Annotated in this window: 15 protein-coding genes; 4 read left to right on the forward strand and 11 right to left on the reverse strand. The window is 61.5% G+C overall.

Annotated features, from left to right (window positions below; translation table 11 throughout):
* Positions 1-119: 119 nt before the first annotated feature.
* From AC3A35_RS10015 to AC3A35_RS10035, 5 genes are read right to left on the reverse strand one after another with little or no spacing between them, the layout of a single operon-like run.
* The gene (locus tag AC3A35_RS10015) at positions 120-3,134 is read right to left on the reverse strand and encodes a type I restriction endonuclease subunit R (RefSeq protein WP_487435907.1); all 3,015 of its coding nucleotides are present in this window, start codon (positions 3,132-3,134) and stop codon (positions 120-122) included.
* On the reverse strand, positions 3,127-4,347 hold the full coding sequence (locus tag AC3A35_RS10020; protein ID WP_487435908.1) for a restriction endonuclease subunit S: 1,221 nt from the start codon (positions 4,345-4,347) through the stop codon (positions 3,127-3,129). The genes AC3A35_RS10015 and AC3A35_RS10020 overlap by 8 nt, the downstream gene beginning before the upstream one ends.
* Positions 4,340-4,903: a hypothetical protein gene (locus tag AC3A35_RS10025; protein ID WP_487435909.1), complete on the reverse strand. Its 564-nt coding sequence runs from the start codon at positions 4,901-4,903 to the stop codon at positions 4,340-4,342. Before AC3A35_RS10025 ends, AC3A35_RS10020 begins: the two co-directional genes overlap by 8 nt.
* Positions 4,896-6,020 carry a helix-turn-helix domain-containing protein gene (locus tag AC3A35_RS10030; RefSeq protein ID WP_487435910.1) on the reverse strand — a complete coding sequence of 375 codons (1,125 nt, stop codon included), beginning with the start codon at positions 6,018-6,020 and terminating at the stop codon, positions 4,896-4,898. The genes AC3A35_RS10025 and AC3A35_RS10030 overlap by 8 nt, the downstream gene beginning before the upstream one ends.
* A complete protein-coding gene (locus AC3A35_RS10035) occupies positions 6,013-6,342 on the reverse strand; it encodes a type II toxin-antitoxin system RelE/ParE family toxin (protein WP_487435911.1) in 330 nt (109 codons plus the stop codon). The genes AC3A35_RS10030 and AC3A35_RS10035 overlap by 8 nt, the downstream gene beginning before the upstream one ends.
* A 190-nt stretch (positions 6,343-6,532) precedes the next feature.
* On the opposite strand from AC3A35_RS10035, the gene AC3A35_RS10040 reads away from it, so the two are divergent.
* Positions 6,533-6,706 carry a hypothetical protein gene (locus AC3A35_RS10040; protein WP_487435912.1) on the forward strand — a complete coding sequence of 58 codons (174 nt, stop codon included), beginning with the start codon at positions 6,533-6,535 and terminating at the stop codon, positions 6,704-6,706.
* A 28-nt stretch (positions 6,707-6,734) separates the two neighbouring features.
* Positions 6,735-6,884, forward strand: a complete 150-nt coding sequence (locus tag AC3A35_RS10045; RefSeq protein WP_487435913.1) for a hypothetical protein — start codon at positions 6,735-6,737, stop codon at positions 6,882-6,884.
* On the opposite strand, the gene AC3A35_RS10050 is transcribed toward AC3A35_RS10045, so the two are convergent.
* Genes AC3A35_RS10050 through AC3A35_RS10065 form a run of 4 tightly spaced genes read right to left on the reverse strand, consistent with a single transcriptional unit; the run spans position 6,881 to position 11,242 of the window.
* Positions 6,881-7,993, reverse strand: coding sequence for a hypothetical protein (locus AC3A35_RS10050; protein ID WP_487435914.1), 1,113 nt, complete (start codon positions 7,991-7,993; stop codon positions 6,881-6,883). The two genes, AC3A35_RS10045 and AC3A35_RS10050, sit on opposite strands and share 4 nt — an antisense overlap.
* Positions 7,994-8,003: 10 nt before the next feature.
* Positions 8,004-9,563, reverse strand: a complete 1,560-nt coding sequence (locus AC3A35_RS10055; protein WP_487435915.1) for a type I restriction-modification system subunit M — start codon at positions 9,561-9,563, stop codon at positions 8,004-8,006.
* Positions 9,560-11,056 (reverse strand): type I restriction-modification system subunit M, encoded by a 1,497-nt coding sequence (locus tag AC3A35_RS10060; protein WP_487435916.1) that lies wholly within the window; start codon positions 11,054-11,056, stop codon positions 9,560-9,562. The genes AC3A35_RS10055 and AC3A35_RS10060 overlap by 4 nt, the downstream gene beginning before the upstream one ends.
* A 15-nt stretch (positions 11,057-11,071) precedes the next feature.
* Positions 11,072-11,242, reverse strand: a complete 171-nt coding sequence (locus AC3A35_RS10065) for a PDDEXK nuclease domain-containing protein (RefSeq protein ID WP_487435917.1) — start codon at positions 11,240-11,242, stop codon at positions 11,072-11,074.
* Between AC3A35_RS10065 and AC3A35_RS10070 the strand changes: the two genes are divergently transcribed.
* Entirely contained in the window at positions 11,225-11,440 is a 216-nt protein-coding gene (locus AC3A35_RS10070) for a hypothetical protein (protein ID WP_487435918.1), read from the forward strand. The genes AC3A35_RS10065 and AC3A35_RS10070 overlap by 18 nt on opposite strands.
* Before the next feature lie 684 nt (positions 11,441-12,124).
* Here AC3A35_RS10070 and AC3A35_RS10075 read toward each other — a convergent pair.
* Entirely contained in the window at positions 12,125-13,231 is a 1,107-nt protein-coding gene (locus AC3A35_RS10075; protein WP_487435919.1) for a tyrosine-type recombinase/integrase, read from the reverse strand.
* 590 nt (positions 13,232-13,821) lie between these two features.
* Between AC3A35_RS10075 and AC3A35_RS10080 the strand changes: the two genes are divergently transcribed.
* The gene (locus tag AC3A35_RS10080) at positions 13,822-15,327 is read left to right on the forward strand and encodes a M48 family metalloprotease (RefSeq protein ID WP_487435920.1); all 1,506 of its coding nucleotides are present in this window, start codon (positions 13,822-13,824) and stop codon (positions 15,325-15,327) included.
* On the opposite strand, the gene AC3A35_RS10085 is transcribed toward AC3A35_RS10080, so the two are convergent.
* Positions 15,273-15,623 (reverse strand): hypothetical protein, encoded by a 351-nt coding sequence (locus AC3A35_RS10085; protein ID WP_487435921.1) that lies wholly within the window; start codon positions 15,621-15,623, stop codon positions 15,273-15,275. The two genes, AC3A35_RS10080 and AC3A35_RS10085, sit on opposite strands and share 55 nt — an antisense overlap.
* Positions 15,624-15,674 lie beyond the last annotated feature (51 nt).

Consider the following 15,674-nt stretch of genomic DNA (forward strand, 5'->3'; position numbering starts at 1 on the left):
CTCTTCGATCCCTCCGACATAGCTCGCGGGATCGGGTCATCGGTCCCGCGACAGCTGGCGCCGACGAACCAAGTCGGACTCGACGCACTGTCGTTCTCCTGATTGTTCATCCCGCTCCCTTAGTAATACTGCCGGATGTAGCTGTAGGCTTTCTCGAAGAGCTCCTCATCCGCGTGCAGCTTGTACTTGAAGAGCGCCTTGCGCAGGGCCTTCTTCACCTCACGCTCCCCAGCCTGCGTGCCCTGCCACCCCGGGAAGCGCACCAGGCGCACGATCTCGTCGATATCCGTGACCACTCGTTCGACGATGATAGGCGTCTCGGCCGTCCTGACCTCGTTGAACATCTCGGTCAACGCCGCCTTGCCGCGATCCTCGTCCTCTTCTGGCGGGACCTCCTTCTCGGCTTGCAGGGTTTCCTTGGCGATCTCCAGCAAAGCTTTCAGGAACTCCACGCTGTTGATTTGCCCGGACTCGAAGCGGTCTTTCAGCGCATCGAGCCGTTCAGACAGTTTCTTGAACTTGGGATTGCCGCCGTGGCCGCGCAGTCTGCGTTTGAGCTTGATCTCGATCTCTTTGGCCTTCTTCGGATCAGGGGTCGAGAGCACCGCTTCCAGCAGATCGGCGTCCAGCACCAGGGTGTCGAGGTCATCGCGCACGGCATCCACATGCACGTTCTGGTGGATCAACTCGATGGTCTTGGCGCCGAGCGAATGCCAGATCAGCTTACCGTGGCCGCTCGAGGGCTGCACCGACTGGTACACCTGCGACAGCCACTTGTAGTCCGTTTCGAACGGCCCCAGCACGGTGTCGGGTGACAGCGCCTCCCAGATCTTGTTGAGGACGCTAAACTCGGCGGCATAGTTGTCGCGTACCTCGCTGTTCGGCAGGCAGTCCTGCGCCGCGCTCAGGCCCTCGTAACCTTGCTGGCTGCGGTCAATGCCGGCAAAGAACGCCACGCACTTCTGCATGGCCTCGGGCAGCTTGTCCTTCAGCTCCTGGATGTTGCTGACCACCTGCTTGACACTCTGGTCGTCAAACTCCAGCGCCGCCGCCACGTCATCGAAGATGCCGAGGTAATCCACGATCAGGCCGTGGGTCTTCTGCTCGGAATAGGTGCGGTTCACCCGGCAGATCGCCTGCAGCAGGGTGTGGTCCCGCAGCGGTTTGTCCAGGTACATCGCCTGCAGAATGGGCGCATCGAAGCCGGTCAGCAGCTTGGCGGTGACGATGATCAGCTGCAGTGGGTCGGCGGGGTCGCGAAAGCGGTCGAGCAGCCGTTCTTCCTCATCCCGCGAACGGTCATAGGGCGCGTACTCCGGATGGTCCTTCTTGTCGGCCGCCTGCACCGACATCACGATGTCCGTGGCCTCCGCCGGCAGCAGCTTATCCAGCTCGGCCTTGAACAGCAGGCAGGACTCACGATCGAAGGTGACGATCTGACCTTTGAAGCCGTTGGGCTCCACCTTGGTCTGGAAGTGCTCGACGATGTCCTCACAGATCTTGCGAATGCGCTCGGGCGTTTTCACCAGCACTGCCATCTTGGCGGCGGTCTTGGCGAGGTTGTCCTTGTCCAGGTCCGACAGACCGCCGGTCAGATCCTTGTAGGCAGCGTCGAGCGCAGCCTTGTCGATGTGCAGGTCGATCAGGCGCGGCTCGAAGTGCAACTTCAACGTGGCGCCATCGCGGATCGATTCCTCGAAGCCGTAGCGGCTCAGGTAACCCCGACCGCTGGCCAGGTCCTCATCGGCACCGAAGGCGTAGAAGGTGTTGCGGTCGGCGCGATTGATGGGCGTGCCGGTCAGGCCGAACAGAAACGCGTTGGGCAGCGCCTCGCGCATCTTGCGGCCCAGGTCGCCTTCCTGCGTGCGGTGGGCTTCGTCTACCAGTGCAATGATGTTGCTGCGGTCGTTCAGGCTGCCCGATTTTCCGTTGGGAGCCTCGCCGAACTTGAAGATCGTCGTGATGATGATCTTCCGCACGTCCTGCGCCAGCAGTTGCTGCAGCTTCTCGCGCGTGCCGGCCTTTTCCAGATTTGGGATGTCCGCGCCGGTAAAGGTGCCGGTGATCTGCGTATCGAGGTCGATGCGGTCGACCACGATCAGCACCGTGGGGTTCTTCAGGCCGGCGTGCATGCGCAGCTTCTGCGCCGCGAACACCATCAACAGCGACTTGCCCGAACCCTGGAAGTGCCAGATCAGGCCTTTCTTGGGGTAGCCCGCCAGCACCCGCTCGACAATCTTGTTTGCGGCCTCGTATTGCTGATAGCGGCAGATGATCTTGATGCGCCGCTTCTTCTTGTCCGTGGCGAACAGGGTGAAACTGCCCAGGATGTCGAGCACCACGTTCGGCCGGAGCATGCTCTCGGCCGACAGCTTGAGCGACTTCAGCGGATGGTGCTGCGCGTTTGCCGACTGAGCGCCACTGTCCAGGTGCCACGGCCCCCAGTCCTTGACCGGTAAACCGATGGAGCCGTAATGGTAGGCCTTGCCCTCGGTCGCGACGGAAAACACATTGCAGACGAACAGCTCGGGGACGAACTTTTCGTAGTCGTCATGCACCTGCACGGCGCCGTCCACCCAGCTGATGCACTTCTTGACCGGGGTCTTGGCCTCGATCAGCACCAGCGGCAGGCCATTCACCAGCAACACCAGATCGGCGCGGCGCTCGGTGGGGCCGGCACGGTAGGTGAATTGCTGGGTGACGATGTACCGGTTCTGCGACAGATCGTCGAGGTCGATCAGCCGCACCGGCACATGCTCGTTGTTCGGGCCGAAGGGCATGGAGCGCTCGCCGCGCATCCAGGCGGTCATTTCCTCATTGGCGCGGATCAGCCCATCTGAGCGCACCGACAGCACAATGGCGCGCAGCTTGTAGAGTACTTCGTCGGCAAGGTCGGGCTGGGCTGCGATTGCGGGGTTCAGGCGGATGAGCGCGTCGCGCAGCCAGGGCTCGACCAGCACTTCCTGGATCTGGCGTGGTACCGCCGACGCCGCCGCGTAGCGCCAGCCGATGCCTTTGGGGCTGGGGCCATAACTGGCGAGCGGCTCCTGAGCGGTGTTGGCCGGTGGGGCTTTGCTCGGACCAGCAAGCAAGTCGCGGACGTAGGCTTCGACAGTGTTGGACTCGTTAAACAATGCTTCTCCCAATGCTCTCGCCGAGAACTAAAGAAAGTCCAAGGGACGCGGAACGTTGCCGCTCTTTCAAAGCATCAATCGTCACGTCAATCTGGTTGATCGCATTGGCGATCTCGACTTGCTCGTCCAGCGGCGGAAATGGAAAGAGCATCGCCCTGAAGCGTTCTGCAGACAGATGGGGGATCGTGGTTTCCCCCGTCACAGCTACGAACTTGCCGGTCCAGGAGTAGTACTGAAGGCAGTGAAGTAAGTACCGAGGCTCATCTTTATCGGAAAGACGTCGAAGCCTGTGAAGTGCCTTTTGGTAGCAGGCACCTGGAATCTCGCCTTTCCACATGGCGGACTTGCCGACATGCCGCCCCTCGCATGCAAGAATGTCTCCGTAGCGCAGTCCAAATTTTTCCTTTTCTCTGGGACTGAATGCCATTTCAGCGACATCGTCGAGCTCCAGCTTATTCCACTGAACGTTTGCGTTGCGGAGGTAGGGAGTCTGGCTGGGAGCGGATCTCGCTGTCTCGGACATCATCTTACCCAATTGAACCTGATACCTCTCTCCCAGAGGAATTAGCGCCCATGTCTTAGGCAGCGAGCCAATTTGTGTGATCGTGCGCTCGTCCCCACGGGCCCCTTGTTCAAAGAACTGAGTAAAAGCTGCACGTCGCATTCGCTCCGCATCTGTAATCGCTTGAAAGAGCGAATCCGAGGATTTGTACCAGGCATCCAACAGCAGCAGAATTCGGGCCTGTTCCTCCATTGACGGCAATCCAAACTCAAAGTCCGCCAAGCTAGACCAGCTTGTTCGCGGACTCAGCGAACCGGCCGATGTACCCACCGCGTGATCGAAGAAGGCATCAGTCTGGCAAATGAATGGGAGCAATCCCGGCAGTAGAGCCTGCGCGTCCTTGGTCTCCAGCACATAGATGTCGCCGGAGCACACACCGGCGAATTCCGCCACCGCAACCTTGCGCTGGTAGGCGCGGCGCTTGCCGAACAGCACCTGTCCGGGCTGAAACACGCTGGTAAAGGTCACGCCGTCGGCGACACTGCCCCAGCTGCGGATGCGCAAATCGTTGGGCTCCAGATGTTCGAGGCCGATGTAGCGCTCAAATCCAGCGGCCAGCGGATCCGGACTGCGCGCCTTGGAGAGCCGCACCACATCGCCAAACTTCACTCGACGCCAGCCAGGTTTGAGATTCGCGGTCTGTTCAGGCATCGCCGCCTTGCTCCTTCTCGTTTTCGTCTTCTGCGCCCACGGTGTGGTAGGCCCGGTGGGGGTGCTTTTCACTTTCCGGGTACCGCAAGGTCAACACGCCGGCTTCGCGCATGGGCTTGAGGTGCAGCCGGGCCAGTTCGCGGGCGTCGCTGCGGCCGAGCAGCTGGCGCAGCTCCTGCGCGGTGTAGGCGCGCAGCGCGCACAGATCGCGCATCAGCGCGCGCACTGTGGCTTGACGCGGTTTCTTGCCGGCGGCCTGGATGCGCTGACGCGATGCCTCCGGAATCCCCACAAGTGCTTGTGGGGATTGTTTATCCGGCTTGTGGGGATTACCAGAATCCCCTGCTGCGCCGGCCGGGCTTGTGGGGATTTCAAGCGGCAGTTCCCGCTGGGTCGCGTTACGCGCCTCGGGGCGGTCCGCCCACTTCAGCGTGTAGTCGGTGCGACTGCCGGCGCCCTGTTTTTCCAGCAGGCCCCGGTCGCGCAGGCGGCGCAGCACCAGGCTGGCTGCGAGCGTGTCCAGTCCGCAGAGATCGCGACTGGCGGTGTTACGCATCGCTCGCCACTTTAAAGCGGAAGCTTTGCTTCAGATCATTCATCCATGAAGGATCGATCAGCCCGTCATGCTGCAGGCGCCCGACCACGATGCCGGGATGGACGCCGATCTGCAGGGCAAACTCGATCACCGCTGCCTTGCTGCGCAGGCCGGGCAGCAAATGCGCACATTGCGCTGGAATCAGGCGGTTGCCGGCCCACTGGTTGGCTTCGTGCTCCTGCGGGTCATCCGTATGCGCGGCATTGGGGTCGTCGAGAAAAATGGATTTCTTGTCGGCATGGCTGTTGGCGTGCAACAGGATGTGGGCCGCCTCGTGGAAGAAGGCGAACCAGAACTTGTCGTTGGTCTTGCCGTACAGCGAGAGCTGGATCAGCGGGCGTGTCGGCCCCAGCCAGCGCGCCACGCCGCTGACATGGGCGCGGGGAATGGCCGGCACGAGTACCAGAAGAACGCCGGCTTCGTGCAAGAGCTTGCGCACTTGAGGCTCAAAGACGTCGGGCGCCTCGCAGGTCAGGCCGCGAATGGCGTTCAGGGCATTCTCGAAACGGCCTTTGTCGTATTTCGGGCCGTCCAGCTTTTCGGCTTGCTGCTCACCCAGGCGCAACCAGGCCGAGATGGCGCCCACATCGCATTGCTCGGCGCGGCTGCGGCGAAAAGCCATCTGCATGCTGCCATAGTGGGCGCGCCAGTCGTCGGGGGACGCCACGCCAAAGAAGCGCAGGCAGGCTTCGACCAAGCCGGGCTTGTTCCTGGCATCCACACGCTGTTTGGCAATGGCGCCACTGCTCATGATGTCCTTGAGCGGCAATTCGTCCAGCCATGGCACCCATCCGGCATGGCGCTCGGCCGCTTCCAGGCGCGCCTTGTGTTTCTGGTAGTTGGCCTCGCGCGTGAGCCAGAAGTCCATGGTGCTGCCGAGCACACGTTCCAGACGCTGGGCCGCATCTACCGTCACCGGGACCTTGCCGTTGATGAGCTGGCTGATGTGTTTTTCGCTGTAGCCCAGGCGCTGGGCCAGTTCGGCTTGGGTCCAGCCGCGTTCCTCGGCGATGTCGAGGATGGATTCGCCAGGTGGGGAGACCCAGTCTGGCGCAAAGGGAGCACTCAGTTCAGTCATGGTAATCCCCTATGTATTCGATGCAGACGATGGTGACCCGGGACCAGTCGATCCCGCCGTCCGGACGGGTTGGACATGGATCGTGGGCTGGGGCGAACACCAGACGCCAGCCGCCGGTCAGATCGAGCGCGAACTGCCCCGCACGGTCACCCTTGAGTGGGTGAGGGTTGCCAGCAACCAGCTCGCTCACCCGGCTTGCGGAATCCAGATCGCTCAGGCGGTTGCGCAGTTTGCGCGAGCAGGCCGCTCCGAGTTTCTTCTCGGCGACGGCCTGCTTTTCGCACAGCTCGCGGAGCTTCTTATCCTGGTATCGAATCTCCAACCGCCACTCCGAATGATATTCATCTTTACCTGTTAGGTAAAGATTAAATTGTGGTTTTACGAACGACTATCCGGATGTTCGGTGTCTGAAGTTCCGTTTTTTGGAACAGCCTGACGAGCGCGAGCGGCAACACTAAGCACTCCCGATGCGTCGGGAGTCCACTAACTCTTGCCTCGCCAAGGAGATGAAGATGAGCAAACCGAAACCGAACAACACCAACCGCAAGCCGATCAACAAGACCGACTTGGCCCGCATACAGTCGGCGGTCGCGAAAAAAAACGACGGACGAGTGCCCAAGGGAAGTTACGTGGGTCGCATGCAGAAAGTGGCCGAGCGAAACGCCATCGATTCCAACGACCAATGAATCCCCGACATTCTGCAGGAGAATGACCATGTCACGCAAAGACGATCTCGACAATCATGCGGATCAGTTGAACCCGAACAATGATACATACTGGGAGTCCCGCGGTTGGGACGAACGCCCGGATGACTGGGAGGACAGAGTCGAAACCGACGCTTTACTGCCGGATGGCAACGACTAAGGTTCACTGAGCCAGGCAGGCCATGGGGTGTCACCGCTGGCAACCCCACCGGCCTGCTTCATGCGTTGCAAATGTTCGTTCCACCAGTAAAGGTACTCCGCGTCGTGCAAGAGAACTTGCTTGCCCCTCTTGGCGGTATTGACCTTCACCAGTAACACCTGAAACAGGGCAGTCGCGACGTAAAGTGGCGTGATGGGCGGCGGGCAGCCGTCTTTAGGTGACACGAAAAACGCATGCCGGAGTTGTTCGAAGTTCTTCAACGACAGGTGCTTGGTGCCATCCCGCCAGTTGACGAGGTTGCTTTCGGACTCGTTGCACACGGGCACGAGGTCCCTGAGCCCCGGGCGCGTGTCGGGCCACCTGCAGTACCTATGGCGATGGTGCATCGCGTAGAGCAGGTCTATCAGCCGCGAAACCGGAAAGCGCATGGGTTCACGACCACGCGGATTGGCCTGGACGCGCTCAATATCGGCGAGTGGTAACAGCAGACTGAACACCGGGCGACGCTGCATCTGGGGAAAATGATGCGATTGAAGTTCGATGTCCCATTGGGCAAGCAGCGAGAACAGCAGGTTGGCTGCAACGCCAGAAGCCGGCTTCTCAAGCTCAGACCATACTTTTGCCGACTGTGCGCCTTGCAGCAACTCGGGGCTGGCGTTGGGTGCTTCGTCGTGATTGCTCAAGAAATGCCGGGAGTCGAGCCACTCGGTGTCGAGCAGCGTAATTTTTGCCTTTGCAAAATCACCGCTCTCGCGAGCACTGATCAGCGTGATGCCCAGTTCGTCAATGCGCCTGGCGAGAGCCATTGTCAGCGGATACTCGATCGTTCCTTGCATCTCGGTCTCATAGATCATGCCTGCGGTCAGCGTTCCGGGGTGGCCGGTGATCCAGGCGCTGATCTCGTCCTCACTGAATTGACACTGCCGCAACTGATCCCGGGCGCGCTCTTCGGAGTGGCGTCGGGCGCGTGAAATGGTCGATTCCCGAAGACCTTTCTCCAGGGCCTTGCCCAACCCCCTCGCAGTGATGCCGGTCTGTTCAGCAAGAAACGGAATCCGCTTCCTGCCTGAGGCGTACTCGTAATAGCGTAATACGGCCTCTTCCAGCACGACCGGGGCCTCAGGAAATGGTCGAAGCGCGAGAGAGATTCCCTTCAGGCTCGCTACCCGGTTGTTCGAGCGCGTTCAGCGTCTCGACCAGGGAATCCATCTGCTGCCAGAAGTCTCGCCCATGCTCTTCCCATGCGGCCCATGCTTCGGCAAGGCCACCGGGATGTGCGCCATCGTCAGCTCTTGAGGCGCCGGCTGGCCTTCGTTTCACGTAGAGCGGAATCGAGAGGTTTCCGGCGTTCTTCTGAAGCTCGGCGAGCGTTGTTACCCTGGCGAAGCCCGGTTCATCGGCGAAGGCTTTGAAAGCGCCGAGAATGCGCTGCTGGTGTTCGGGTTTGAGGAAGCTTTGTGCTCGTTCGCGGGCTACTTCGTTCACCGCGTCAATGAAGACCACTTTGTTTTTTCGCGCAGCCGCTTTCTTGCGGTTGCAGATGACGATGCACGACTCCATCGGCGAGTTGTAAAACAGGTTGGGGCCGAGACCGATCACGGCCTCCACCCAGTCCTGCTCGATCATTCTGGCGCGCATGGCTTGTTCTTCATTGCGGAACAGCACGCCATGAGGCCACAGCACAGCACAGCGGCCCTTGGATGTTAGGCTGGTCAAGATGTGTTGCTGGAAGGCGTAGTCGGCGCGGCCCTGTGGCGGCGTGCCCAGATGATTGCGGCCCCATTTGTCCTGAGCCCAGGCTTCGCGGTCCCATTGCTTGATGGAGTACGGCGGGTTGGCCAGGATTACGTCGAACTGGCGCAGGCGGTCGCCCTCGATGTGCCTGGGGTCGGCCAGGGTGTCGCCGCGGATGATTTCGAAGTCCTCCACGCCGTGGAGGAACAGGTTCATGCGGGCGATGGACGAAGTGATGAGATTGCGTTCCTGTCCGTACAGCTTGAGCGTGCGGTACTCACCGCCGGAGCGCTTCACTTCGTCCAGCGCCGAGATCAGCATACCGCCGGTGCCGCAGGTGGGGTCGTAGATCGACTCTCCGGCCTGCGGGGCCAGCAGCTGCGTCATCAGGTGGACGACGGTGCGGTTGGTGTAGAACTCGGCCGCCGTGTGCCCTGAATCGTCCGCGAACTTCTTGATCAGGTATTCGTAGGCGTTGCCCAGCTCATCCTCGGGCACGCTGGCCACCGACAGCGTCTGGGTGGAGAAGTGCTCAATGAGGTTTTTCAGCGTTTCGTCGGGCAGGCGCTCGCGGTTAGTCCACGGGGCGTCGCCGAAGATGCCGTCGAGCAGATCGGGGTTGGCTGTCTCGATCGTGCGCATGGCTTTTTGGATGGCGGCGCCGACGTTTTTTGGAGCCTGGCGCACATCGTTCCAGTGCCCACCGTCGGGGATCTGGAAGCGGTGGTTTTCGGCGAACTGGGCATAGGAGAGATCGCCGTTTGAGTTGGCCAGCGCCGCCTGGTATTCCTCTTCCCATACATCCGATACGCGCTTGTAGAACAGCAACGGGAAGATGAACTGCTTGTAGTCACCGGCGTCGATGAGGCCGCGCAGCAGCACAGCGGCGCCCCAGAGGTAGCTTTCCAGCTCTTGCTGGCTGATGCGTCTGCTTGGGTGCCTCATTGCAGCCATCCCCCTTCAGTCATAACCTGTGCAAGCCGAACTTCGGCCTCGCGACAGCGGGTGAGCGCATCCTTGAATGCTGCGATGGCTTCGGGCAGGGGCGGGATGTCTTCTTGCAGCGGCGGGAGGACGTAGCGCGAGATGTTCAGCGTCCAGTCTTCGGCTTTGATCTCGTCGAGGGTGACCACGCGGACCGCGTCCTGCACACCGGTGAAACCACGATACCAGCCGAGGATGTCGGCGGCGTGCTCGGGCTCCAGATAGTTTTGCGCGCGGCCCCGGCGGAACAGTCGTGAGGCATCGGCGATCAGGACTTTTTTCTTGCGCGTGGCCGGTTTGCGCTTGCGCAGGACCAGGATGCACGCGGCAAGGCCAGTGCCGTAAAACAGATTGGGCGCGAGCCCGATCACGGCCTCGACCAGATCCATCTCCAGCAGTTTCTGGCGGATGCTGCCTTCCACGCCTTTGCGGAACAGTGCCCCTTGGGGTAGCACCACGGCCATCCGGCCGGTTACGTCAGCCATCGACTTGACCATGTGCTGCACCCAGGCAAAGTCGCCGCTCGATGACGGCGGCAGCCCGGCAAAGTTGCGGCCGAAGGGATCATTCAGCCAAAGGTCTTCGCCCCACTTTTCCAGCGAGAACGGCGGGTTGGCGATCACGCAATCGAAAACGGCCAGGCGGTCGACGTCGAAGAAAGCGGGGTTGCGCAGGGTATCCCCCCGCACCACCTGAAAATCCTCGATGCCGTGCAGGAACAGGTTCATCCGCGCGATTGAAGAGGTGGTGAGGTTCTTTTCCTGTCCGTACACCTTGCCCCACAGACGCTTGACGTCGCCGTGCATCTCTTTGACGTGCTGCACGGCGGCCAGCAACATGCCGCCGGTACCGCAGGCCGGGTCGTAAATGGTTTCGGCTTCCTTCGGATCGAGCATGTCGATCATCAGCCGCACCACGCTGCGTGGGGTGTAGAACTCGCCTGCCTTTTTGTTGGTTGCGTCGGCGAACTTCTTGATCAGGTATTCGTAGGCATCACCGACCAGGTCCGAATCGACGTTCTTGTTGCCAAACGGCAACTTGGAGAAGTGCTCGATCAGATCCTTGAGCAGGGCATCCGATAGCCGGTCCTTGTTCGACCACTGCGCGTCACCGAACACGCCATACAGGGTTTCCGGGTTGGCCTTCTCGATCTCGCGCATCGCCCGCTGGAGCGCTGCACCGACATTGCTCGCCTTGGTGCGCACGTCGTTCCAGTGGCAGTCCTCAGGAATCTGGAAGCGATGTGATTCCGGGAACCAGGCCAGTTGCTCGTCGCCGGTCTCGTCGACGATCTCCTGGTATTCCTCGTCCCAGACGTCGCAGATGCGCTTGAAAAACAGCAGCGGGAAGATATAGGTCTTGAAGTCTGCGGCATCCACCGGGCCGCGCAGGATGTTTGCCGATTCCCAAAGATGGGATTCAAGCTGGGCGAGCGTAATCGTTGAATGCTGCAAGACGAAGGTCCGATGTCATGATGTGCGCCGGATTATCGCAGACTGGGCGGCAAAACCTTTTCCCTGCTCGACCAAGAAGGGCTGCAACTTCTTGATGATGGCCGCTTCCAGCTCCGACTCATGCGACTGGGCTGCCTCGCGAAGGTCGAGAAAATCGAGCACATACGGATGCTTGATGACATCCATCGGGCGCTCGACGGTCTGCCCCACACTGGCCCGCTTCAGCATGCCGGCCTTGTCCCGGCTTTTCAGCAGGCGCGCAAGCAGTTGGCTGTGAATCGGTCGTGCCAATACCTGCTGGCTCTAGTTGCAGCGCTCGGCCTCGATCTCGTAGAACAATCGCTCGGCACGGTGCTCGATCATGCTCAGGCTGCGGTAGTGTGACCAACTCAGATTCGGCGAGGAGCCCTTGAGCGCTTCTACGGCCTCCAGCGCGGCAGAGATGTCTGCCAGCTCGCTGGCCTAGTCAAGCTCGCTCAATTCGTCACAAGCCTTGTGACGAATCTCGGGGTACGGTTCGCGTAGGCCTTTACATCGGCCCAGATCGGCGCCGCAGCCACCATTTCATCAGTGATGCCGTGGATCTCGATCACCGCGAGCTCGACGATCTCCGCGTGCTCGTCGAGTCCGGTGGTTTCGGTGTCGAGGGTCAGCGCATTGGCCCCCAGCCAGGCACGGACCTGCCGGCTGATCGCCGCGTACCTGGGTGAGCTCGTCGCGCAGCTTCTGGAGTTTGGTTTCGGCGATCGCCGCCGTTTCGCCGCCTTGCTTTCGAGCGCTTCGTTGCGTGACTTGGGTCAATCACATAATAATCATAATAAAATTATTATGATTATTACTTGGTCATTATTCCGACCCCACCTGATTTGCGCAGCTGCGCTGTGTAACTTGCAGGAAACCCGTTTTGGACAGCCACCGCGCTCGATTACACGCTGCGGGCGCCGAAAACTCGCCGCAAGACAGGCAAGGAGGTCGGCGCCGGCACAGTCTCGGCTCAGACGGGTCGTATCAGCCCAGGACGATCGGATATCGCGGTCGACCCCGCCACTGCTTTGGTGGAGATCACCATCACGCTAAACGCTTGGCGAGGTCCTCTGCGCGGGGATGGTAGTACCGCATTAGCATTCGTGGGTCTTTGTGTCCTGTGATCTTCGTCAGATCGTGCATCGGGAATATCGCCGCCAGACGCGATGTTGCCTCGTGCCGCAAGTCATGGAAACGGAGGTCGATGAGGAATCGCTCGTCCGGTCGCTGCTTCGTTTCTTCGCATTCATCCAGGTAGAGTTTTCTGGCGCGGGCGACCGCACGCTCGAATGCCCTCGTGACAGCGTCGCTACGGATACTGAAAACTCGTCCGCCATGGACTGCGGACTCACCGCCTCTGGCGTCTCTCAGACCTTGGAGGACCGCGACTGCCTTGGAGGATAGCGGCACATTCCGGGCTGTGCCGTTCTTCGTGGAGGGAAGGTGCGCTACGCGCCTTGTGAGGTCGACATGCTCCCAGCGGAGGCCGACGATTTCGCCACGACGCATCGCAGTCTCGACTGCCAGCCAGATTATTGAGGGGAGGAGGGTAGAACCGCTCGCCGCGACGACTCGTTCCAGTTCGCCTTGCTCGGCCCGCCGGTTCGACTCACTGTATTCGGGGCCAACGGCCTCTGTGGACTCGGAGGAGGCAATGCGTCGGGAACGTGCGTTGTTAGGTTGAGGCTTGCGGACCAGCTCCACGGGATTGGATAGGCTCTCCATGCCCCATTCCTTGCGACCGACGCTGAAAACGTGCGACAGCACGGAGAGACGACGTAGCACCGTCGCTGGCTGATAGAGCTTCAACCATTCATCGCGGAGCTTTGCGAGGTCGGTGCTGCGGATCGAGGCGAGGGGGCGCCGGGCGAGTTCGAGCGCCTTGCAGATGCGGATAACGGAGGATTCCTGCGCCGCACCCTTCTTAGTCCGCGAGATCTCTTCCTCGTACCGCGTCAGTGCCTCATACAGCGTCGTTGTCTCGGCTTCGCCCCGGCTTACCCAGATCCCACGAGCCATTTCGGACTCGATCATGTTGGCCCAGGCGTCAGCTTCGGCCTTCGTGTTGAAGGTCTTGCTCTGTGCCGGGTAGCCTCGCCTGCGAATCTGCGCTTCCCATTGGTAGGGGCCGCGCTTGCGGAACGTTGCCATACTTCAATGCCTGCTTATGCTGAGTGTGGCAGGATTGTGGCAAATAACCCAATATGACGCTAGATAGCCTTTGTAGCTTGGCTCTGTTTTTACCTTCGCAATGCGGAGGTCGTGAGTTCGATCCTCATTCGGTCCACCAACACCCTCGAAGCCCGGACTCGCTCCGGGCTTTGTCTTTTCTGCGCGAAACGCCAGTACTGGCGAGGGTTACAGCGATTCGTGCGAGAGGCGAGGGGCACCTGAAACCCAGATTCGTCGTAAGCTGCACAAAAACGAGGCAGAGAGGGCTCTCAACGCTCTGTTTGTGCGAAAAGGCGGTTTCGCACGCGCTCTATAGCAATCCACATCTGCCTTGACGTCTGCCGTCAAGCACGATGGATCGCTACCCGACAGGTAATGAACACGCCAGATTCCTTGCCGGGGCGACCGCCTGCCGATGTGCACTGGCGCACAGACACCCGCCACGATGGCGACCAGAGTTGGCACTCGACGTACTTGTGACCGGTGCCTCGACCAACGACATTCCGGCACGGGTGCGGAGCAGCCGCACCGGGGTCTTTTCCGACATTCGACGCCAGGGAGCATGCTTCATGCACACCCACAGTTGGTCCCGTGCCCTGTCCTCGGCTTTGCTGAGCGCCTTGCTGCTGGTCGGCTGCGGCACGACAGTCGTCAACCCGGTGACGGGGCGCGCAGAGCGCACGGTCATGGACGAAGCCACCGAGATCGCCGAAGGCAGGAAAGCGCACCAGCAGGTCCTGGCCGAGTACGGCGCCTACGCGGATCCTCGGTTACAGGCGTATGTCGACAGGGTCGGGCAGAATCTCGCGCGACTGTCTCACCGCGGCGGATTGCCCTGGACCTTCACCGTTGTCGACAGCCCGGAGATCAATGCCTTCGCGCTGCCTGGCGGTTATGTCTACATCACGCGCGGACTCATGGCCTACCTCGACAACGAGGCCGAACTGGCCGCTGTCGTTGGCCACGAGATCGGCCACGTCACTGCGCGCCATGGTGCACAGCGGGCCACCCGCCAGCAGGACGCCGGGCTCGGAGTGCTGGCGGCTACGGTGCTCGGTGCGGTGCTCGAGAGCCAGGGCGTCGGGGGCGCCGCCAGCGCGGCCGGCCAGATGTCGCAGGGCGTCGCCGCGGGCTGGCTGGCAAGCTACAGCCGCGAACAGGAACTGCAGGCCGACCAGCTGGGCGCGGAGTACCTGATGCGCAACCGCTACGACCCGGACAACATGGTCGCCGTCATCGGCGCGCTGAAGGACCAGGAACGCTTCGCCGCGGATGTGGCCCGGGCCGAGGGGCGTGCGCCGCCCGCAGGCGCCACCTGGCTGTCGTCGCACCCCAGCAACGACCAGCGCCTGGCCGACATCCGACGCTTCGCCGCCGGTTACCAGGGCGACTACGGCGACGATGGCCGCACCCGCTACCTGCAGGCGATCGACGGCATGAGCTTCGGCGAAGGCCGCACGCAGGGCGTGACGCGCGGGCGAAACTTCTTCCACGAAGAGCTGGGCATCGCGCTCACCGCGCCGCCGGGCTGGCGGATCCGGAACACATCCGAAGCGATCGCCGTCGTGAATGGGGCCGGCGACGCAGGCCTGATCGTGCGGCTGGTGCCACCCCAAGCGGGCAACACCCACGATGAGATCATACGCAAGCTCATCAGGCCGACAGAGGGGCGCGTCGAGCGGGGTACGCTACAAGGCCTGGCGACGACGCAGTTCAGTGGCGCGCGGCGCAACGACCGGGGCCAGACCGAGGCCGTGCGCGTACTGCTGGTGAGCGGGCCAGGCAATCGGAACTACCTGCTGAACTACGGCGCCCGCGACACTGCTGCGCTGCAGCGCGCAGCAGTCGGTCTTGCCGAGGCCCAGGGATCCTTCCGGCCGCTCAATGCATCCGAGCGCGCCGCTGCGCGACCGTGGGTGCTGAAGACGAAGCCCTACCCGCACGGCGGCTTCGCCGAGTTGGCGCGTTCGTCACCACTGGGACCGCAGGCCGAAGCGCAGTTGCGGCTTCTCAACAGCAGCTACGCCGGCGGTACTGAGCCGCGGCCGGGGCAACCGGTCAAGGTCGTGCGGTAGCCAACGAGCCTTGCCAGACCCGCGCTTGCGACATGGAAGCTCAAGCTATCCTCAATGGTGGTCGTCAGCGCCTTCCCTGACCGGATTGCGCGCGAGGAAAACCCGCACGAACAGGAGGTATAGGCGCTGAACGCGGTCACGACAGCGCCCACGATGAACGAGAGCGGAAAGAGCGGTCCTGCGAGTTCGGCGATCTGGCCGGTCAGCGCGAAAATGCCCGCACCGATCATCACGCCGGTGCCCATCGCCACCGCGCCCGGCAGTGTGATGCTGTTCTTCACGTAATCGTTCGGCATCGATTTTCCTTCTCAGGCTTACGGCGTATCGCCACCAGAGCAGCGGCAATC

The sequence above is a fragment of the Azoarcus sp. Soil_N_20 genome, assembly GCF_057656155.1.

What these genes read in the sequence shown, in the direction of transcription:
- AC3A35_RS10080 (WP_487435920.1), top strand. Translation starts at nt 13,822, where the DNA reads ATGCACACCCACAGTTGGTCCCGTGCCCTGTCCTCGGCTTTGCTGAGC.
- AC3A35_RS10070 (WP_487435918.1), top strand. Translation starts at nt 11,225, where the DNA reads ATGCTTGATGACATCCATCGGGCGCTCGACGGTCTGCCCCACACTGGC.
- AC3A35_RS10055 (WP_487435915.1), bottom strand. Translation starts at nt 9,563, where the DNA reads ATGAGGCACCCAAGCAGACGCATCAGCCAGCAAGAGCTGGAAAGCTAC.
- AC3A35_RS10030 (WP_487435910.1), bottom strand. Translation starts at nt 6,020, where the DNA reads ATGACTGAACTGAGTGCTCCCTTTGCGCCAGACTGGGTCTCCCCACCT.
- AC3A35_RS10020 (WP_487435908.1), bottom strand. Translation starts at nt 4,347, where the DNA reads ATGCCTGAACAGACCGCGAATCTCAAACCTGGCTGGCGTCGAGTGAAG.
- AC3A35_RS10085 (WP_487435921.1), bottom strand. Translation starts at nt 15,623, where the DNA reads ATGCCGAACGATTACGTGAAGAACAGCATCACACTGCCGGGCGCGGTG.
- AC3A35_RS10075 (WP_487435919.1), bottom strand. Translation starts at nt 13,231, where the DNA reads ATGGCAACGTTCCGCAAGCGCGGCCCCTACCAATGGGAAGCGCAGATT.
- AC3A35_RS10040 (WP_487435912.1), top strand. Translation starts at nt 6,533, where the DNA reads ATGAGCAAACCGAAACCGAACAACACCAACCGCAAGCCGATCAACAAG.
- AC3A35_RS10025 (WP_487435909.1), bottom strand. Translation starts at nt 4,903, where the DNA reads ATGCGTAACACCGCCAGTCGCGATCTCTGCGGACTGGACACGCTCGCA.
- AC3A35_RS10065 (WP_487435917.1), bottom strand. Translation starts at nt 11,242, where the DNA reads ATGGATGTCATCAAGCATCCGTATGTGCTCGATTTTCTCGACCTTCGC.
- AC3A35_RS10045 (WP_487435913.1), top strand. Translation starts at nt 6,735, where the DNA reads ATGTCACGCAAAGACGATCTCGACAATCATGCGGATCAGTTGAACCCG.